Annotated in this window: 16 protein-coding genes; 13 read left to right on the forward strand and 3 right to left on the reverse strand. The window is 62.5% G+C overall.

The genetic code is table 11. The features are described 5' to 3' along the window. The first annotated feature begins 65 nt into the window (after positions 1-65). On the forward strand, positions 66-869 hold the full coding sequence (locus QEO92_RS24930; RefSeq protein WP_227704800.1) for an aldose epimerase family protein: 804 nt from the start codon (positions 66-68) through the stop codon (positions 867-869). A gap of 18 nt (positions 870-887) precedes the next feature. Here QEO92_RS24930 and ftsH read toward each other — a convergent pair whose 3' ends face one another. Further along, the gene (gene ftsH / locus QEO92_RS24935; RefSeq protein WP_227704801.1) at positions 888-2,729 is read right to left on the reverse strand and encodes an ATP-dependent zinc metalloprotease FtsH; all 1,842 of its coding nucleotides are present in this window, start codon (positions 2,727-2,729) and stop codon (positions 888-890) included. Positions 2,730-3,014: 285 nt separating this feature from the next. Between ftsH and QEO92_RS24940 the strand changes: the two genes are divergently transcribed. Continuing rightward, positions 3,015-4,073 carry an AI-2E family transporter gene (locus QEO92_RS24940; RefSeq protein WP_227704802.1) on the forward strand — a complete coding sequence of 353 codons (1,059 nt, stop codon included), beginning with the start codon at positions 3,015-3,017 and terminating at the stop codon, positions 4,071-4,073. A 100-nt stretch (positions 4,074-4,173) separates the two neighbouring features. Further along, a complete protein-coding gene (locus QEO92_RS24945) occupies positions 4,174-4,638 on the forward strand; it encodes a YbhB/YbcL family Raf kinase inhibitor-like protein (protein WP_037152388.1) in 465 nt (154 codons plus the stop codon). A 99-nt stretch (positions 4,639-4,737) separates the two neighbouring features. Here the strand turns inward: QEO92_RS24945 and QEO92_RS24950 are convergent, their stop codons facing one another. After that, on the reverse strand, positions 4,738-6,147 hold the full coding sequence (locus QEO92_RS24950; RefSeq protein WP_227704803.1) for a helix-turn-helix domain-containing protein: 1,410 nt from the start codon (positions 6,145-6,147) through the stop codon (positions 4,738-4,740). Positions 6,148-6,265: 118 nt separating this feature from the next. Between QEO92_RS24950 and QEO92_RS24955 the strand changes: the two genes are divergently transcribed. The 5 genes from QEO92_RS24955 to scpA all read left to right on the forward strand — a co-directional run bounded on the left by QEO92_RS24955 (position 6,266) and on the right by scpA (position 13,344). Then, positions 6,266-7,798 carry an acyl-CoA carboxylase subunit beta gene (locus tag QEO92_RS24955; RefSeq protein WP_227704804.1) on the forward strand — a complete coding sequence of 511 codons (1,533 nt, stop codon included), beginning with the start codon at positions 6,266-6,268 and terminating at the stop codon, positions 7,796-7,798. A 17-nt stretch (positions 7,799-7,815) separates the two neighbouring features. Then, entirely contained in the window at positions 7,816-8,193 is a 378-nt protein-coding gene (locus QEO92_RS24960) for a hypothetical protein (RefSeq protein WP_227704805.1), read from the forward strand. A 4-nt stretch (positions 8,194-8,197) separates the two neighbouring features. After that, complete coding sequence (locus QEO92_RS24965) at positions 8,198-8,626, forward strand: DUF3482 domain-containing protein (RefSeq protein ID WP_227704806.1); 429 nt, start codon at positions 8,198-8,200, stop codon at positions 8,624-8,626. 4 nt (positions 8,627-8,630) lie between these two features. Further along, positions 8,631-10,634, forward strand: coding sequence for an acetyl-CoA carboxylase biotin carboxylase subunit (locus QEO92_RS24970; protein WP_227704807.1), 2,004 nt, complete (start codon positions 8,631-8,633; stop codon positions 10,632-10,634). Positions 10,635-11,208: 574 nt separating this feature from the next. After that, complete coding sequence (gene scpA, locus QEO92_RS24975) at positions 11,209-13,344, forward strand: methylmalonyl-CoA mutase (protein ID WP_227704808.1); 2,136 nt, start codon at positions 11,209-11,211, stop codon at positions 13,342-13,344. Between the two features lie 66 nt (positions 13,345-13,410). On the opposite strand, the gene QEO92_RS24980 is transcribed toward scpA, so the two are convergent. Beyond that, positions 13,411-14,346 (reverse strand): sugar-binding transcriptional regulator, encoded by a 936-nt coding sequence (locus QEO92_RS24980; RefSeq protein WP_227704809.1) that lies wholly within the window; start codon positions 14,344-14,346, stop codon positions 13,411-13,413. A 150-nt stretch (positions 14,347-14,496) separates the two neighbouring features. Here QEO92_RS24980 and QEO92_RS24985 point away from each other — a divergent pair, with 150 nt between their 5' ends. The 5 genes from QEO92_RS24985 to QEO92_RS25005 are packed head-to-tail and all read left to right on the forward strand — an operon-like array spanning position 14,497 to position 19,994. Continuing rightward, a complete protein-coding gene (locus QEO92_RS24985; protein WP_152601143.1) occupies positions 14,497-15,822 on the forward strand; it encodes an extracellular solute-binding protein in 1,326 nt (441 codons plus the stop codon). Next, a complete protein-coding gene (locus QEO92_RS24990) occupies positions 15,809-16,798 on the forward strand; it encodes an ABC transporter permease subunit (protein ID WP_037152405.1) in 990 nt (329 codons plus the stop codon). Before QEO92_RS24985 ends, QEO92_RS24990 begins: the two co-directional genes overlap by 14 nt. 2 nt (positions 16,799-16,800) lie before the next feature. Next, positions 16,801-17,721 (forward strand): ABC transporter permease subunit, encoded by a 921-nt coding sequence (locus tag QEO92_RS24995; RefSeq protein WP_037152409.1) that lies wholly within the window; start codon positions 16,801-16,803, stop codon positions 17,719-17,721. Between the two features lie 13 nt (positions 17,722-17,734). Continuing rightward, positions 17,735-18,484, forward strand: coding sequence for a glycerophosphodiester phosphodiesterase family protein (locus QEO92_RS25000; RefSeq protein WP_037152412.1), 750 nt, complete (start codon positions 17,735-17,737; stop codon positions 18,482-18,484). Next, positions 18,471-19,994, forward strand: a complete 1,524-nt coding sequence (locus QEO92_RS25005; protein WP_200883964.1) for an alkaline phosphatase D family protein — start codon at positions 18,471-18,473, stop codon at positions 19,992-19,994. The genes QEO92_RS25000 and QEO92_RS25005 overlap by 14 nt, the downstream gene beginning before the upstream one ends. Positions 19,995-20,001: the final 7 nt, after the last annotated feature.

The raw sequence follows: 20,001 nt of genomic DNA on the forward strand, positions 1-20,001 counted from the left end.
GGAGCTGGACAAGCATAAGGAGCGGGCCTCTTGACGCCCGCTTCCTCCCCGAAAATGGCGGACGGATGACCCATCTCGTCCACGAACGGTTCGGCGACATCCTCATACCGACCACCGGCCCGGAATTCGATCCGCTGAACTGGCCGAAGGCCGGCGCCTATCCACTGTTCCCCTATCATAACCGGCTGGTCGGCGCTGCCTTCGAGCATGAGGGCAGGCACTATGAAGTCCTGCCGCATCCAGCACTTGGGAGCGATGCACAGCACGGGCCGGCCCACCGTCGGCGCTGGCATGTGGTTTCGCATGAACCAGACCGGATCGAATTGGCCCTGAACTATGAAGCGGATGCCGACTGGCCTTTCGATTTCCGCGCCGTGCAGCGCTTCGTACTCGCCGACGGCCGGCTGGATGTGGAACTCGCGCTGACGAACACGGGAAATGGCACCATGCCGGGTGGTTTCGGCTGGCATCCCTATTTCGCGGCCGGCCTCGGGAATGCTGTCTCCTGCGTTGCGGCAGAAATCTGGCCGGTAAGCTCGATGGGCATCCCGAGCGGAGCAGCACCGCAAACGCGCGACGCCAACAAGCCGTTTCCTAGCGAGGGCTTTACGGTTTTCCTGTCGGAGTGGGGGGCTGCGACGGCCACCCTTGATGGCGGCGCCGAGATCACGCTCACCGCCGGTCCGGAACTGCCGCATCTGGTGGCGCACCGCATGCCGGCCTATGTCTGCCTCGAACCCGTCTCGCATGTTGCCGGGGTCTTCGGCTTTCCGCCGGAAGCAAAGGCGGGCGCGGGCCTTTTCGTCCTGCAGCCGGGGGAAGAGCGGTCCGCCCGCCTTTCGGTAGGTATCGCCGGCAGCGCCGCCTGATATCCATCGCCCTCCGGATCAAACCTTTTCCGCGGCGTTGGCCGGAGCTGCCTGCTTGAACGATGCAAGATCGTTCTCGTCCAGCGTCTCCCTGTCGAGCAGCAGCCTCGCGGATTTCTCCAGTGCGCTTCTGCGCTCGGTCAGGATGGCAACCGCCCGGTCGAAGGTTTCGTCTACGATGCGACGGACTTCCTCGTCGACCGTCGTGGCGGTCTCGTCGGAATATTCATGCTCCTCCGGTCCGTAGTAGGGCTGGTCGGTGGCGAGGAAGGAACGCCGGTCCCTTTCCAGCGCCACATGTCCGAGCTTTTCGGTCATCCCGTAGCGGGTGACCATGGCGCGAGCGATGTCGGTCACCTTGACGAGATCGTCCGCAGCACCTGTCGAAAGATGATGATAGATGATCCATTCCGCCGCCCGCCCGCCGAGCAGCACGGCCATCTTGTTTTCGAGCTCTTCGCGGGTCATCAGGAAACGGTCCTCGGTCGGGCGCTGGATCGTGTAGCCGAGCGCGCCGATGCCGCGCGGGATGATCGAGACCTTGTGGACGGGATCGACGCCCGGCAGTGCCATGGCGACGAGGGCATGCCCCATCTCGTGGTGGGCGACGATCTCGCGCTCCTTGGGGTTGAGCAGCCGGTTGCGTTTTTCCAGCCCCGCGACGATGCGTTCGATGGCGTTGTTGAAGTCCTCCATGGTGACTGCGGCCGCCTTCCGGCGGGTGGCGAGCAGCGTCGCCTCGTTCACCAGATTGGCAAGGTCTGCGCCGGTAAAGCCGGGTGTCAGCGCCGCGATCTCCTCGACATTGACTTCCGGTGCAAGCTTCGCCTTCTTCAGATGCACGTTGAGGATCTGGATGCGTCCTACCTTGTCGGGACGGTCGACGAGCACCTGGCGGTCGAAGCGTCCGGCCCTGAGGAGGGCCGGGTCGAGGATTTCCGGCCGGTTGGTGGCCGCAAGCAGCACGAGCCCGGTCGAGGAATCGAAACCGTCGAGTTCCACCAGAAGCTGGTTGAGCGTCTGCTCCTTCTCGTCGTGGCCGCCTGCAAGCGGGCCGATGCCGCGGGCGCGTCCCAGCGCGTCGAGCTCGTCTATGAAGATGATGGCCGGGGCCTTGGAGCGCGCCTGTTCGAAGAGGTCACGCACGCGGGCGGCCCCGACGCCGACGAACATTTCCACGAATTCGGAGCCGGAGATCGAGAAGAACGGCACCGCGGCCTCGCCCGCGACGGCCCTTGCCAACAGCGTCTTGCCGGTCCCGGGCGGTCCGACGAGCAGAATGCCTTTCGGCATGCGTCCGCCGAGCCGGCCGTAGCCGACGGGGTCCTTGAGGAAGTCGACGATCTCCTTCAACTCGTCTTTGGCCTCGTCGACGCCGGCCACGTCCTTGAAGGTCACGCCCGTATCGGACTGGACATAGACCTTGGCGCGGCTCTTGCCGATCTGCATCAGGCCGCCGCCCAGGCCGCCGGCACCCATGCGCCGCAGCATGAACATCCACACGCCGACGAAGAGCGCCACGGGAATGACCCAGGAAAGGAGGTCTCGCAGGAAGGTGTTTTCCATCTGGCCGGTCACCACCACGCCGTATTGCTGGAACTGCTGGGCGAGGTCGGGTTGAACGCGCGTGGTGATGAAATAGGGGCGTTCGTTCTGCGGTTCCTTGTATCGCCCCTGGATATAGTTGTCGGAGACCGACACTTCGGCGATCTTGCCGTCCTTCAGGTCCGTCTCGAACTGGCTGTAGGGTATCTGCGCAACCTGCGTCGCGGTCGTGAAGAGGTATTGGAACAGCATCAGCCCGAAGAAGGCGGCGACCCAATACCAGACGTGGAACTGCGTCTTCTTGTTCATAAGCATCCTCGCTCCGGAATCCGATTTCATGACTGCCCACGGCTTCCGCCACCGCGGATTAATCTAGGGCCAGTGAGCGCCATTATCCACAGCAGCCGAAACTCCGGTAGACTCTGCCGGGTAACCTCTGGTTCTGGAAAATCCCCTACCGGAAGGTGGTGCGCCGTCCTTTGATCTATGTCATGAATGGGGAAGGGAGGCAGTCTCCGCATTTGGCTTGCTCGGAAGGCCAGACCGGCGAAAACATGTGTGATAGGATTGCACCGGCCCATCCGCAGCGGAAGAGATCGCATGCCCGTCCAGCGTATCAGTTTCTATGTGCTCCTCGTCCTGGTGAGCATCGCCTTCATCGCCATCGTCCTGCCTTTCTATTCCGCGATCTTCTGGGCCGTCGTTCTTGCGATCATCTTCTTTCCACTGCATGCGAGGCTTGAAGCGGGGCTGCACGGGCGTTCGAATGTTGCCGCGGCCATCTCGGTCCTTATCTGCCTTTGCCTCGTTATCATTCCGGGATTGATCGTCCTCAGTTCCCTCGTTCAGCAAGGCAACAACCTCTATCAGCGCATCGACAACGGAGAAATCGACGTCCGGCGGCTTCTCCAGCAACTGCAGGGCGCGTTGCCTCTATTCGTTCAGGATTGGCTTCACAGGCTGGAGTTGAATGGTTTCGGCGAGTTGTGGACTCGCGTCTCCGGCGCGCTCATGCAGGGCGGCGGCTTTTTTGCCGGCAGGGCTCTAAGTCTCGGGCAGAACACGCTTCAGTTTTTCGTCGCATTCGGTGTGATGCTGTATCTGCTGTTCTTCCTGTTTCGGGATGGACGTTCGCTGGCGCGTGTCGTCGGACGTGCGCTTCCGTTGAGCGACGCGCATACCCACCGGTTTAGTTCAAAGTTCATTTCTGTGATCCGGGCGACGGTAAGAGGTAATGTCATCATCGCACTTATCCAGGGATCGATCGGTGGCGTCGCGTTCTGGGCACTTGGGGTTGAGCCGGCCTTGCTCTGGGGTGTGTTGATGAGCCTTCTTTCGTTGCTTCCGGCGGTGGGCGCCGCGCTGGTCTGGGTGCCGACTGCAGCCTACCTCGCGCTCTCCGGGTTCTGGATCAAGGCGGCGATACTGGTGGCGATCGGTGTCCTGGTCATCGGCCTTGTCGACAACCTGCTGAGGCCGCCACTTGTGGGCAAGGAAACCCGCCTGCCGGACTATGTCGTATTGATTTCCACGATCGGCGGGATTTCCCTGATGGGAATAAATGGTTTCGTGATCGGCCCCCTGATCGCGGCGCTCTTCATGGCGGCCTGGGGCATCTTTGTGGAAGAGCAGGACAGGTCCGACACCGAGAGTGGCTGACGCGGAAATAGGCCCGGCTTCATGGAACCATGGATCGGCATCCTTGTTGAGGGATCGCCGGCCTGATCGACAGGCCGCATGATGCATGGAGGAACAGGACATGGCTATGACGCTGACGAGTCCGGCCTTCGCCGAGGGCGAACGTGTGCCGGACAAATATACCCGGCTTGGCGAAAACCAGATGCCGCCGCTGAAATGGAGTGGGGCACCGGAGGGCGCCGGGAGTTTCGCGCTGATCGTCGAGGATCCCGATGCGCCGCGCGGAACGTTTCGCCATTGCGGCATGTTCAACATCCCGAAGGATTGGAGCGAACTGTCGCGGGGCGTCCATGTGAAGTCGAAGGGCGGCGTGCGCTTCTCCCGCAACGACTTCGGCAATACCCGTTATGACGGGCCGCAGCCTCCGAAGGGGCATGGCACGCACCATTACCGTTTCCGCATTGCCGCTCTCGATGTGCCGGAGCTGGAAATGTCGGATATGGCGGACGCGAAATCCATGTGGGATGAGGTGCGCAAGCACACGCTGTCGGAAGCCTCGCTCACCGGCACTTTCGACGTGCATTGAAACACCTCGTCTGAAAACGGCGACCGGCGTTTCACTGACGGCATGCGCAGACCAACCGGCCCAGGCCCGCTGCCGGAATCCGATTGAAGAAAGCGGGCTTCAGCGCAGCTTGTAGGGCGTGGTTTCGCGTATGTTGTGGTCGACGGCGATCTTGCGGCGGAAGGGGGGCACCGCTCGGCTCGTGCAGTTCGGCCGCTCGCAGATGCGGCAGGATATGCCGATCGGATCGAAGCCGGCGCGATCCGCAAGGTTCAGGTCGTCGGCATAGACGAAGGCTTCCGCATAGGAAATCTCGCAGCCGAGCGCCAGCGCGTAGACCGGCTGGTGCGACCGGAAGCCGCCGATGCCCTTGCTCACCTGCGTGGCGAGACAGAGGTAACGCACGCCGTCCGGAGTTTCGGCAAGCTGCCGGATGATGCGCCCCGGCGCCTCGAAGGCCTGGTGCGCGTTCCAGAGCGGACAGGCCGCGCCGAAACGGGCGAACTGCAGCTTGGTGGCGCTGTGCCGCTTGGTGATGTTGCCGGCCCGGTCGATCTTGGCGAAGAAGATAGGCACGCCCTTGAGGCCCGGCCTCTGCAGGGTGGAAAGCCGGTGGCAGACCTGCTCCAGCGAGGCACCGAAGCGCGCTGCCAGAAGCTCGATATCATGCCGGAGCTCCCGCGCCGCCTTGAGGAACGTCTGGTAGGGCATCAGCAGCGCGCCGGCGAAATAATTGTGGAGGCCGATGCGACAGATGTCCACCGCTTCCTCGGTCCGGAAACCCGCATTGCGGGCGATCGTATCGGCGACCGTTCCCGCATGGAGCTGGGCGATCTCCACCGCCACCTGGAAGAGGCGGGTCTGCGCCGGTGCATAGGGGTTCAGCGTCAGCACCCGGGAGGCCGGATCGTAATGGCGGATGGCATGCGCCGCCATAGGCCCATGCACTACGCGCACGCCGAATGCCTTTTCCAGGTAATCCGTCAGCAGCGGATGGCTGTCGGCGGCCGGCAGGCCGAGGTCGAGCGCCAGTTTCTCCGCGGCGATATCGAGTTCGTGCAGATAGTTGTCAACGAAGTGGAAGAAGTCGCGCACCTCGTCATAGGGCGTGGTTTCGGCCGCAGCCGTCCGCCCCAGCCGGTCGTCCATGCCGGCGAGCTGCTCGCCGTTGCGGCGATAGGCCTGGTGGCAGGTGATCAGCGCGTGCGCCAGCCCCGGCGCGCTCTGGGTTACCAGCTTCAGTTCCTGCAGGCTCGGCTGGTAGGTCTCGAACAGCGGGTCGGACAGCGCCTCGGAAAGGGCGGAGAGAAGCCGGTCCGTCTCTCCGGTCGAGATCTCGGCAATGTCGAGCTGGAACTTGTCGGCGAGCGCCAGAAGCACGGCGGCCGAAACCGGCCGCTGGTTGTTCTCGATTTGGTTCAGGTAGCTGGTCGATATGCCGATGCGTTCGGCGAACTGGCTCTGGGTCGCATTGCTCGCGGCCCGCAATTCCCGTACTTTCTTGCCGATAAAGAGTTTTCCGATCGCCATATTCGCAAATTCGCATTTTCGGGTTTGCGATTTTATAATTCCACAAATGCACGCGTTCAACGGTTTTCTGGAATGGGCCGACGGAATAAGGGAAGAGCGAACGCATTCGGGAGTAGTCATGCGCGCAGTTCTGAACGAGGTGGAGAAGCGACGGGCGGAAGCACGGCTCGGCGGCGGCGAGAGACGCATCGCCGCACAGCATGCCAAAGGCAAGCTGACGGCCCGCGAGCGTATTGATGTCCTGCTCGACGAAGGCTCCTTCGAGGAGTTCGACATGTACGTCACCCACCGCGCGGTGGATTTCGGCATGGCGGAACAAAAGGTAGCGGGCGATGGCGTCGTCACCGGCTGGGGCACGATCAACGGCCGCCAGGTCTATGTCTTCTCCCAGGATTTCACCGTGCTCGGCGGCTCGCTCTCCGAAACCCACGCTCAGAAGATCTGTAAGATCATGGATATGGCGGTCCGCGTCGGCGCACCGGTGATCGGGCTCAATGATTCCGGCGGCGCCCGCATCCAGGAAGGGGTCGCCTCGCTGGCAGGCTATGCGGAAGTCTTCCGCCGCAATGCCGAGGCATCGGGCGTCATCCCGCAGATTTCCGTCATCATGGGCCCCTGCGCCGGCGGCGCGGTCTATTCGCCGGCGATGACGGACTTCATCTTCATGGTGCGCGATTCATCCTACATGTTCGTCACCGGCCCGGACGTGGTGAAGACTGTGACCAATGAGATCGTCACCGCCGAAGAACTCGGCGGCGCCGGCACTCATACGAAAAAATCCTCGGTCGCGGATGCCGCCTTTGAAAATGATATCGAGGCGCTGGAAGCGGTGCGTCAGCTCTTCGACTTCCTGCCGCTGAACAACCGCGAAAAGCCGCCGGTCCGGCCCTTCCACGACGATCCGGCCCGGGTGGAGATGCGGCTCGACAGCCTCATCCCCGACAGCCCGACCAAGCCCTACGACATGAAGGAACTGATTTTCGCGATCGCCGACGAGGGCGATTTCTTCGAGATCCAGGAAGCCTTCGCGAAGAACATCGTCACCGGCTTCATCCGGCTTGAGGGACAGACGGTCGGCGTCGTCGCCAACCAGCCGATGGTGCTCGCCGGCTGCCTCGATATCGACAGTTCGCGCAAGGCCGCCCGTTTCGTACGCTTCTGCGATGCCTTTTCGATCCCCATCCTGACGCTCGTCGACGTGCCGGGTTTCCTGCCGGGCGTCGCGCAGGAATATGGCGGAGTCATCAAGCACGGCGCCAAGCTGCTCTTCGCCTATTCCGAAGCGACCGTGCCGATGGTGACCCTGATTACCCGCAAGGCCTATGGCGGCGCCTATGACGTGATGGCCTCCAAGCATATCGGCGCCGATATCAATTACGCTTGGCCGACCGCGGAGATCGCGGTGATGGGCGCCAAGGGTGCGACCGAAATCCTTTACCGCTCCGAGCTTTCCGATGCGGAAAAGATCGCCGCCCGCACGAAGGAATACGAGGAGCGGTTCGCCAACCCGTTCGTGGCGGCCGAGCGCGGCTTCATCGACGAGGTGATCATGCCGCATTCGTCCCGTCGTCGCATCGCCCGCGCCTTTGCCTCGCTGAGGGGCAAGCAGGTGACGACGCACTGGAAGAAGCACGATACGATCCCGCTTTAGAGGACGGAGGAATAGCCATGGCCACTCTTCCCGACATGACGAAGCATCGGGGCTTTCCCTCCGGCATGCCGGGCACGGGAATCCAGTTCGTCATCCGCCGCGCGAACCCGAAGGGCGTGACGCCGATCAAGGCTCTTCCCCGCCGTGCCCGGCCGGGCTCCCAGGAACATCAGGTCGACGCGGCCTTCCTGCATGTGCTCTGGCACCATTTCGGGCCTGAACCCTTCGAGCGCGGCAACCTCGATGCCGCGCGTCTCAGCCTCCTCTTCGGCCGCGAGGTCGTGCCGGCAGAGAAGGATTTCGACCCGGCCTCCTATGAGGCGTTATTGATGATCAACGAGAAGACCGCGCGCCAGAGCTTTCCGGAATCTTTCGAAGACGTGATGGAGGTCTAGGGCGATGCGGGAGAAAATCGTCGTCGCTCATCCCCTCAAGGCGAGCATGAGCAGGCTTTTCGATCCGGAGCGCTGGCTCCGGAAAAGGCTGGAAAGGCAAAGGGCGCACCATGCGTTTGGCGATGATCGTCGCAAGCCCGAGTTGACGCCGGAGGAAGTGCGCCGCGATCATTGGCAGATGCTGCGCTTCATGGGCCTTCATGCGCTTGCCGGCGCGCTCATCGGCGCGGGCGTCGGCACTGCGCTCATCCTGTTCGACATTGGCGGTCTTGGCACACTGGTTGCGCGTTCGGCCAATCCCGTCCTTCCCGTTCTCCTTGTGATCGTCCCCTTTGCCTCGATCTTCGGCGGCGCGGCTGCCGGTTCCGCCATTCTCACCCTTCCTTATGAAAAGAAATACCGCGAGGACGATGATCGCGGTCCGGGAAACTGACCTGATGTTCAAGAAAATCCTTATTGCCAATCGCGGCGAAATCGCATGCCGGGTCATCAAGACGGCCAGGAAGATGGGCATTGCGACGGTCGCCGTCTATTCGGACGCCGATCGTGACGCGCTGCATGTGCGCATGGCCGACGAGGCGGTCCATATCGGTCCTGCGCCGTCGTCCCAGTCCTATATCGTCATCGACAGGATCCTTGATGCGATCCGCAAGACGGGTGCGGATGCCGTCCATCCAGGTTATGGCTTCCTGTCGGAAAATGCCGCTTTCGCCGCAGCGCTCGAAAAGGAAGGCGTCGCCTTCATCGGCCCGCCGGTGAAAGCCATCGAGGCGATGGGTGACAAGATCACCTCCAAGAAGATCGCCGCGGAGGCGGGCGTCAACACCGTGCCCGGCCATATGGGCCTGATCGAGGATGCCGGCGAGGCGGTGAGGATCGCCTCTTCGATCGGCTATCCGGTGATGATCAAGGCGTCGGCCGGCGGCGGCGGCAAGGGCATGCGCATTGCCTGGAACGATCAGGAGGCACGCGAGGGTTTTCAGGCTTCGAAGAACGAGGCGAAAAGCTCCTTTGGCGACGACCGGATCTTCATCGAGAAATTCGTCACCGAGCCGCGCCATATCGAGATCCAGGTGCTCGGCGACAGGCACGGCAGCACGCTTTACCTCGGCGAGCGCGAATGCTCCATCCAGCGCCGCAACCAGAAGGTCATCGAGGAGGCGCCGTCGCCCTTCCTCGATGCTGCCACCCGGCGTGCCATGGGCGAGCAGGCAGTGGCGCTGGCAAAGGCGGTCGGCTATTTCTCCGCCGGCACGGTGGAGTTTATCGTCGACGGCGCTCGCCAATTCTACTTCCTCGAAATGAACACCCGCCTGCAGGTGGAGCATCCGGTGACCGAACTCGTCACCGGCATCGACCTCGTGGAACAGATGATCCGCGTCGCCGCCGGCGAGAAATTGTCCTTCGGCCAGGACGACGTGAAGCTGAATGGCTGGGCGATCGAAAGCCGGCTCTATGCGGAAGACCCGTATCGCAACTTCCTGCCGTCGATCGGCCGGCTGATGCGCTATCGCCCGCCGGTGGAGGGCCGGCAGGATGACGGCACGGTGATCCGCAACGATACCGGTGTCTTCGAGGGCGGCGAGATCTCCATGTATTACGACCCGATGATCGCCAAGCTCTGCACCTGGGCTCCCGATCGCGAAAAAGCGATAGACGCGATGGGTGCTGCGCTCGACGATTTCGAGGTGGAAGGCATCGGCCACAACCTGCCCTTCCTCTCGGCGGTCATGGGGCAAGAGCGGTTCCGCTCCGGCCGGCTGACGACCGCCTATATCGCCGAGGAATTCCCGGACGGTTTTGCGGGCATCGAGCCGGATGCATCGTCGGCCCGGTCGCTTGCGGCCATCGCGGCATTGATCAATCAGGCGCTTCAGGAAAGGGCGGTGCAGATTTCGGGCACGATCGGCAATCACCGCCGCGTCGTCGGCCGGGAATGGGTGATGGCGCTCGCCGGCCTTACGGAGGCCGTGACGCTCGAAACCGGCCCGGATGGCGCCTCCGTGATCTTTTCCGATGGCGAACGGCTTTCGGTGGCGAGCGGCTGGGTGCCGGGCCAGAGCCATGCGAGTTTCCATGTCGGCAGCGAGTCGATGGGCGTGAAGGTCGATCTCGCCGGCTCCGCCATCCGCCTTCGCTGGCGCGGCATGGACGTGACCGCCCGTGTCCGCTCCCCGCGTGTCGCCGAGCTTGCCCGCCTGATGCCGAAAAAACTGCCGCCGGATACGTCGAAAATGTTGCTGTGCCCCATGCCTGGCGTCATCACGTCGGTTGCGGTCAAGGTGGGCGATTCCGTGGAGGCCGGTCAGACGCTGGCGACCGTGGAAGCCATGAAGATGGAAAACGCGCTGAAGGCGGAGAGACAGGGCGTGGTCAAACGCGTCGCCGCGGTGGTCGGCCAAAGCCTCGCGGTCGACGAACTGATCATGGAGTTCGAGTAGCCAGGGGCAAGTACGGGAGACGAGGACAGAAATGGAATGCCGGATGATAGAATCAAGGACTTGTGGGAAATTTAGCCTCTCATTATCCCCATGATCATGTCCGGTGCCATGCTGTGTCCGTCCCGCATCGGATACACCGGAAGGCGTTCCGGCGGTCCGAAGGACGGGCCGGCGCGGGCGGTGAGGGTAGGACGCGAAACCTCATCGTCCGGGTCCGCGGAAAATGGTCTCCCTCCGGCGACACGGGGGAAGCGAAAAGGTTACGGACCGGCCTTTCGCTTCTGGTGCCCGAACAGCGTGCCGGGCGTGCCTGTGCGGCACACATAGTGGCCCGACGGATGGTTTCGCCGGATTTTTGTCCGTCCGAACACATCGAGAAACCGGCGGCAAAAGACCGTCCGGAAGGGCCAAGGCAGAGGGACCGGAGTCGCGGGCACAAACCGCCGAACGGGGCGCTGAGAGGTGTCACCTAAACTAAAAACTTAAGAGGCAGCTTTCAGCGCCCCGTCCGAACACTAGATAAACCACGGATCGAAAGATCGCGTGTCCAAAGGCGCATGTCGAGGAGCATTCGATGTCCAGGAAGACCGTAAAAGACTGGGAAACACTGGCCGAAAAGGAGCTGAAGGCGTCGCCGGAAACGCTCGTCTGGCACACCGCCGAGGGCATCGACGTCAAGCCGCTCTATACCGCTGAGGACCTCGAGGGCATCGAGCATCTGAACTCGCTTCCCGGCTTCAAGCCCTACGTACGCGGGCCGCGCGCCACCATGTATGCCGGCCGCCCCTGGACGATCCGGCAATATGCCGGCTTTTCGACGGCCGAAGAGTCCAACGCCTTCTATCGGCGAAATCTCGCCGCCGGCCAGAAGGGCCTTTCCGTCGCCTTCGACCTTGCCACCCATCGCGGCTACGACTCGGACCATCCGCGCGTCGAGGGCGATGTCGGCAAGGCGGGTGTCGCGATCGACTCGGTCGAGGATATGAAGATCCTCTTCGACGGCATTCCGTTGAAGGAAATGTCCGTCTCCATGACCATGAACGGCGCGGTGATCCCGATCCTCGCCTCCTTCATTGTCGCCGGCGAAGAACAGGGCTGTTCGCGGGCCGAGCTTTCCGGAACCATCCAGAACGACATTTTGAAGGAGTTCATGGTCCGCAACACCTATATCTACCCGCCGGAACCCTCGATGCGGATCGTCGCCGACATCATCGAGTATACGGCGAAGGAGATGCCGCGCTTCAATTCGATTTCCATATCCGGCTACCATATGCAGGAAGCGGGCGCGACGCTGGTGCAGGAGCTCGCCTTCACGCTCGCCGACGGCCGCGAATATGTGCGCGCTGCCCTCGCCAAGGGCCTGAACGTCGATGATTTCGCCGGCCGGCTTTCCTTTTTCTTCGCGATCGGCATGAACTTCTTCATGGAGGCGGCGAAGCTTCGCGCTGCGCGCCTGCTCTGGTCGCGCATCATGGAGGAGTTCAAGCCGCAGAAGGCGTCATCCCTGATGCTGCGCACTCATTGCCAGACGTCCGGCGTGTCGCTGCAGGAACAGGACCCCTACAACAACGTCATCCGCACCGCCTATGAGGCGCTGTCGGCGGCGCTTGGTGGCACGCAGTCGCTGCATACCAACGCGCTCGACGAGGCGATGGCGCTGCCGACGGATTTCTCCGCCCGCATCGCCCGCAATACGCAGCTCATCCTCCAGCACGAAACGGGCGTGACGAAAGTGGTCGATCCGCTGGCCGGCTCTTATTATGTCGAAAGCCTTACCAACGAGCTTGCGGAAAAGGCCTGGGCGCTGATCGGGGAAGTCGAGGCGATGGGCGGTATGACCAAGGCCGTCGCCGAAGGCCTGCCGAAACGGATGATCGAGGAGGCGGCTACCCTTCGCCAGGCTGCCGTCGACCGTGGCGAGGAGATCATCGTCGGGGTCAACAAATACCGGCTGGAGAACGAGGACGAGCTCGACATTCTGGCGATCGACAATACCGCCGTGCGCAAGGCGCAGGTGAGGCGGCTGGAAGAGGTCCGCCGCCGGCGCGATCCGAGGAAAGTCGAAGAGACGCTTGGTGTGCTTTCCGAGGTCGCCCGTACCGGCAAGGGCAATCTCCTCGAAGCGGCGGTCGAGGCGGCTCGCGCCCGCGCCACCGTCGGCGAAATTTCCGACGCCATGCGAAAGTCCTTCGGCGATCATTCCGCAGTGCCGGAAGTGGTGGGAGATATCTACGGCCCGGCCTATGACGGGGATCCCGAATACAAGACGCTCGTCAGCCGCCTGAGCGGCTATAGCAAGGCGTCCGGCAGGCCGAAGGTCATGGTCGCCAAGCTCGGCCAGGACGGCCACGACCGCGGCGCCAAGGTGATCGCGTCCGCCTTCGGCGACATCGGCTTCGACGTGCTGGCCGGCCCGCTCTTCCAAACACCGGAGGAGGCGGCCGATCTCGCGGTGAAGGAAAAGGTGCAGGTGGTCGGCATGTCCTCGCTCGCCGCCGGTCACAGGACGCTGGCGCCGCAGCTTGTCGAGGCGCTGAAGAAGAAAGGGGCGGACAATGTGATCGTCGTGGTCGGCGGTGTCGTGCCCCGCCAGGACTATGATTTCCTTCTGGAACACGGTGTTTCAGCCGTCTTCGGCCCCGGCACCAATGTGCTGGACGCCGCCAACAAGGTCCTCGACCTGCTTGAGGGCAAGCGGAGGAACATCTGACGGCTCGAGCGGGATGCCGAAAAGTGTGGGCGGTTTTCGGTTAAGATCCCGCTCTAACTTTTTGATCTATCGCGCCAGCATGGCGCGGGCGCTGCCGGCATCGGTGATCAATACGTTGATCAGGCCGCTTTCCGCCACGGCGTGCAGGATCCTGTGTTTGTGCGCCCCGCCGGAGGCGACGATCCGGCAGTCGATCCTGCGGAAATCCGTGAGTTCCGGCGAGAGCACCTGGCGGTTCAGCGGATGGTCGATCTCCCGCCCGGAAGTGTCGAGATAACGGCCCATCAGGTCGCCCACCGCGCCGGCATCTCTCAGGATCGCCTCGTCCATGCCTTCCGGCAGGCCGTAGCGCACCTGCAGCGATTGCTGCGACACGTCGCCGACGCTAAGGTAGGCGACATCCACCTCGCAGATCTGCTTGAACGTCTTCTGGAAGACGCCCTGCGAGATGATCGCGTCGCGCGATTCCGCGCTGTCGGCATAGATCGGCGCTGCAAAATAACGGCATTGGGCGTTCAGCACCTGGGCAAAGCCGCGGACGATCTCGAACGTGTTGATCTCCGAGCCGTGGGTCAGCCCGCCCATCATCGAACGCACCCTGATCTGCGGCTCGTTGAGCGAAGGCATGTGGTGGATTGTCTCGCGCAATGTGGAGCCCCAGCCGATCCCGATCGAGGCGGGCTTCTGCGTCTGGATCAATCTGCCGAGAAAACCCGCGGCACCCCGCCCGAGCACGGAATGAAGCAACCCCGGATCGCTTGGGCTCGGCACCACCACGGCGTCCTTCAAACCAAACCGTTTCCTGAGCTTGGCTTCCAGTTCGACGCTTTCGGAAAGCACGGCATCGAAGCTGATCCGCACCACACCTGTTTCCAGTGCTTCCGACAGAATTTCGTTGACCCGCCGCCGGGTGACGTTCATCCGCTCGGCGATCTGCTGCTGGGTCAACCCTTCCACGTGGTAGAGCCAGGCCGCTCGCACCATCAATTCGCGATTTTCCATCTTAAAGCCCCATTGTGCTCATATGTCACATGCGTGTAACATATGTAACGTAACCCGCTCGTGTCATGGCTAACCCAGAGCGGGAAAAATGGCCAGAACCTAACAGAGGCGGGCCACGCAAGGGGCCCAGGAAACCCAAGGAACCGAAACATGGCTTCGACATATGTGAAATCGGTGGCCGGCCTGCTTGCCGCCGGCGCGCTGCTGATGGGCGCGACGGGTGCTGCGGCTGCGGAACGCGTCAAGATCGAATGGTGGTATGCGATCTCCGGCAAGCTCGGCGAGACCGTTCAGCAGCTCATCTCGGACTTCAACAAGTCGCAGGACAAGTACGAGGTCGTCGGCACCCACAAGGGCAATTACGAAGAGACGATGGCGGCCATGGTCGCCGCCTACCGCGTCAACCAGCAGCCGGCTATCCTTCAGTCGGCCGAACGCGGCTTCATGACCATGCTGAATTCCGGGGCCATCATTCCGGCCGACGAACTGATGGCCAAGCAGGGCTACAAGATCGACTGGAACGATTTCGTCAAGCCGGTCGCCGGCTTCTATATCGTCAACGGCAAGCCGGCGGCTCTGCCCTTCAACTCGTCGACCCCGATCCTCTGGTACAATGCCGATGCCTTCAAGGCAGCCGGCTTCGATGCACCGGCCGACACCTGGCAGGATCTCGAAAAGCAGCTCTATGCGCTGAAGGAAAAGAAAGTCACCGATTGCCCGATGGCGCTTCCGGGCGACTACCAGTGGAGCCTGATCGAGAACTATTCGGCGATCAATGATCAGCCCTTCGGCACCAAGGCCAACGGTTACGCCGGTCTCGATACCGAATTCGTCTACAACAAGACCTCCGTGGTCGGCCAGGTCGCGCGGCTGAAGAAGTGGATCGACGACGGCGTGCTGAAGATCGCCGGCCAGGGTGTTTCCCCGATCAGCCTCTACACCTCCGGCACCTGTGCCTCGATCATCAATTCTACGGCCAGCCATTCGGCCGTCGAGGCGGATGCCAAGTTCAAGTGGAGCGCAGCTGTCATGCCGCATGAGGAAGGCGTCCAGCCGAAGAACAGCACGATCGGCGGCGCTGCGCTCTGGGCGATCAAGGGCAAGCCGGAAGAGGTTCAGGCCGGTGTTGCAGCCTTCTTCAACTATGTCGCCCAGCCGAACGTTCAGGAATGGTGGAGCAAGTCGACCGGCTATGTTCCGGTGACCAATGCCGCCTACGCCAAGATGAAGCAGGAAGGCTATTTCAAGGATCATCCGACCCGCGAGATCGCCATCGAACAGCTTTCGCGCGGCGAGCCGAACGACAATTCGCGAGGTTTCCGCTTCGGCAACCATAACCAGGCGACGGCGATCCTGCTCGAGGAGATGCAGGCGGTCTGGACCGGCAAGAAGACGCCGCAGGAGGCTCTGGACTCTTCGGTCAAGCGCGGCAATGAAATCCTGCGCCAGTACGAGAAGCTCCATGCCGGCAAGTGATGCCTTGAGACTGGACGAGGGCGCGGCGACGCGCCCCCGTTTTCCGTTGCTGCCCTGGTTGGGTTCGCTTGTCGGGTCGTCCGAAACCGGGCTCAAGGCATCGCATTTCCGGCGGCCCTGGCTGGCGGCGGGCCTGGTTGCTCCGCAACTTCTGATCCTGCTCTTTTTCTTCTTCATTCCGACTTGGAAGGCGCTGTCGCTTGCCTTCGTGCAGGTCGATCCGTTCGGCGGGACGATGATCTTCGTCGGGCTGGATAATTTTACGACCCTGTTTTCGAGCCCGGAATATCGCGACAGCGCGGTGCTTACCCTCTGGTTCACCACCGTCCAGTCCGTCGTCACGCTTCTGGTCGCCGGTCTGCTCGCCTTCGCCACCGATCAGGTCATGCGCGGCAAGGCGATCTACAAGGGCGTCATCCTCCTGCCCTACGCCATCGCGCCGGCAATTTCGGGCGTGCTCTGGGCCTTTCTCTTCAATCCGACGGTCGGCCCGCTGGCGCACATGCTGCATGACCTGGGCTTCGCCTGGGACCCGAACCGCCGGCCCTTCGATGCATTGCTGCTGGTCTCGGTCGCGGCGGTCTGGAAGCATATCTGCTACGACTACATCTTCCTTGTCGCGGCCTTCCTCGCCGTGCCGGCTTCCGTCATCGAAGCCGGCGCGATAGACGGCGCCCGGCCGGTAAGGCGCTTCCTGACGATCACGCTGCCGATGGCCGCACCGACGATCTTCTTCCTGATCGTCATGAATTTCGTCTACGGCCTCTTCGAGACCTTCGGCATCATCGACACGATCACCCAGGGCGGCCCGGCCGGCAGCACCAACACCCTGGTCTACAAGGTCTACCAGGATGGTTTCCGCCAGCTCGATCTCGGCTCGTCGGCCGCGCAATCCGTGGTGCTGATGGCGATCGCCATCCTTTTCACCGTCCTGCAGTTCCGCGCCGTCGAGCGCAAAGTCAATTACCAGGTGTGATCATGGTCGAACGTCACATTGGTCTCTCCATCTTCTGTCATGTGGTGCTGCTGCTCGGCGCCGCCGCGGTCGGCATGCCGCTCTATTTCGCCTTCGTCGCCGGTTCGCTGACGGTCGGTGAGGTGCAGCAGGTGCCGTTCCCGCTGCTGCCGGGTGAACATTTCGTCGAAAACACCATAGGTGCCTGGAATGAAGGTGATTTCGGCCAGCTCTATATCAACTCCCTCATCGTCACGGTCGGCATCGTCGTCGGAAAGCTTGCGGTCTCGATCATCGCCGCTTTTGCGGTCACCTACTTCCGCTTTCCCTTCCGCATGACTGCCTTCTGGCTGATCTTCATCTCGCTGATGCTGCCAGTCGAAGTGCGCATCATCCCGACCTACGAGGCGGTGGCGGATGCCGGCGGGCCGCTCCGCTCCTTCTTCCAAGCGATCGGCCTGACCGGTTTTCTTGCCAACACCACCGGTTACCAGCTGGATGCGGCGTTGCAGTGGAACATGGTCAACACCTATGGCGGTTTGATCCTGCCGCTGATCGCCTCGGCCTCGGCGACTTTCCTGTTCCGCCAGTTTTTCCTGACCGTGCCGGACGAGCTCTGCGAGGCGGCGAAGCTCGACGGTGCCGGGCCATTGAAATTCTTCCGGGACGTGCTTCTGCCGCTCTCCAGCGCCAACATCGCGGCGCTGTCGATCATCCTCTTCCTTTACGGCTGGAACCAGTATCTCTGGCCGCTGCTCTTCACCACCGAGAAGGAAATGTACACGGCGATGATCGGGCTGAAGGACCTGATCCCGGTGGCGGATGCGCAACCGGCCTGGAACATCGCCATGGCGGCTTCCTTCTTCGTCATGGCGCCGCCCGCCCTCGTCATTCTGCTGATGCAACGCTGGTTCACCAAGGGTCTGGTGGATTCAAGCAAGTAAGGAGGTATTTCCGATGTCCACACCCATCATCGTCGGCCATCGCGGCGCCCGCAATCTCTGGGCTGAGAACAGCCTCACCGGCTTTCGCAATCTGCTTGCGCTTCCGGTGGAATCCGTCGAGTTCGACGTGCATCTGACCGCCGCGGGCGAGCTTCTCGTCATCCATGACGCGACGCTCGACCGCACGACGGAACGCACCGGCCGCGTCGCTGATCTCGCCGCCGGCGAATATCGCTCAGTCATCCTCAAGGGCACGGACGAGCGCATCCCGACGCTTGCCGAAGTGCTGGAAATCTACGCCCCGACCGGCCTCGAACTGCATGTGGAGCTGAAGGCCGATGCCGATGGCAAGCCCTACGAAGGCCTCGAAACCGCCGCTGCTGCGGAGATCGACCGCTTCGGTCTTGCAGACCGTTCCTTCCTGACGAGCTTCAACAGCGACGTCCTGAAGAAGGTCGGCGAGGTAGCGCCACATATCCGCCGGCTCTCCTCGCTCAGCCACAAGTCCGTCGAGGCCCGAGGTCTGCGGCAGTCGGTCGAAGCCATGCTGCGGGTCTCGGATGTGCTTGCCGTCGAAAAGGCATTGCTGTCCGAGGAATGGGATCTGCTCTCGGCGCTGATTCCTGCTGAAAGGCTTGGTGCCTGGGTGCCGAACGACCTGGACGACCTCTCATTCTGGCTGAAGCAGCCGATCCGCCAGATCACCACCGACCGGCCGGATCTGGCCGTCAAGGCACGCGAAGGACTACATGATGCGCATTGACCGGCGGAGCTTCCTGGCAAGCGGACTGGCAGCGGCGGCCGTCTGGCGGCCGCTTGGGTCCGCGCGTGCGGAAAGCTTCAAGACCGATCCGTTCGCGCTCGGCGTCGCATCGGGTTCGCCGAGAACCGATAGCGTCGTGCTGTGGACCCGACTGATCCTGGAGGATGCGTCGGCGGCCGTATCCGCCGATCCCTTCGCGCCGGACCCGCAGTCGGTCGCCGATCCGATCGACGTGGAATGGATGGTGGCCGAGGACGAGGCGTTTTCCAAGCCTGTCCAGTCCGGCCTCGTCCGTGCCGTGCCGGAATTCGCCCATTCGGTGCATGTGGAGGTGAAGGGGCTGCAGCCCGGCCGCTGGTATTTCTATCGGTTCCGTTCGGGAGATGCGGAAAGCCTGGTCGGCCGCACCAAAACAGCGGCCGAAAGTACCGATGCCTTCCGTCTCGCCTTCGCATCATGCCAGCAATACGAGCAAGGCTTCTACAGCGCCTATGGCGACATGGCGGGAAAAGACCTCGATCTTGTCGTGCATCTCGGGGATTACATCTACGAGCGGAGTTATGGCGCTGAACTGGTGCGCAAGCACGGAACCGGCGTGCCCTCCATGCTCTACGAATATCGCGACCGCTATGCGCTCTACAAATCGGACCCGCAATTGCAGGCGGCGCATGCAGCCTTCCCCTGGCTTGCGGTCTGGGACGATCATGAGGTCATCAACAACTATGCCAATGATCGCGCGCCGGACGCGCCGGCTTCGACGGCCTTTATTGCCCGCCGCCGCGCCGCCTATCAGGCCTGGTTCGAGCACATGCCGGTACATCCAAGCCTTGCCAATGGCTTCGACGCGCTGCGCATCTACGATCACCATCGCTTCGGTAACCTGCTCGGACTGACGCTGCTCGACACGCGGCAATATCGCTCGCCGCAGCTCCAGGGGGCTGCCGCCGGGGATCGACCTGAACGAACCATGCTCGGCCCGGTGCAGGAGGAATGGCTCGGCAAGACGCTTGCCGGTTCCCAGGCAAAGTGGAACGTCATCGCCCAGCAGACCCTGCTGTCCGAGCGCGACACCAAGGCGGGTCCTGAGACGGGCTACAATCTGGATGGCTGGGATGGATATCACGCTGCGCGCGGCCGTCTCCTCGATGCCGTACAGTCGTCTGCCGTGCGCAATCCCGTGATCATCGGCGGCGACCTGCACGCCTTTTATGCGGCTGACGTGAAGCGCGACTTCGCGGACGAAAAGGCGACGCCCATCGCCACCGAGTTCGTCGGCGGCTCGATCACGTCCGATGCACCGTCCGAAAAGAGTCTTGCCACGGCGCTTGCCGAAAACCCGCACCTCAAGTTCGCCTCGGACAAGCATGGCTATGCCATCATGCGCTTGAATGACCGGTCGACCGAGGTGGATTTCGTCGGCATCGCAGACCGCAAGCAGCAGAATTCTCCGGCCAGCGTTTTCCAGAGCTTCGCCGTCGCCGACGGTGCAGCCGGCGTCAACCGGCTCTGACGCACCA

Origin of the sequence: Neorhizobium petrolearium, assembly GCF_029854435.1 — a bacterium.
Classification (GTDB): Bacteria; Pseudomonadota; Alphaproteobacteria; order Rhizobiales; family Rhizobiaceae; genus Neorhizobium; species Neorhizobium petrolearium.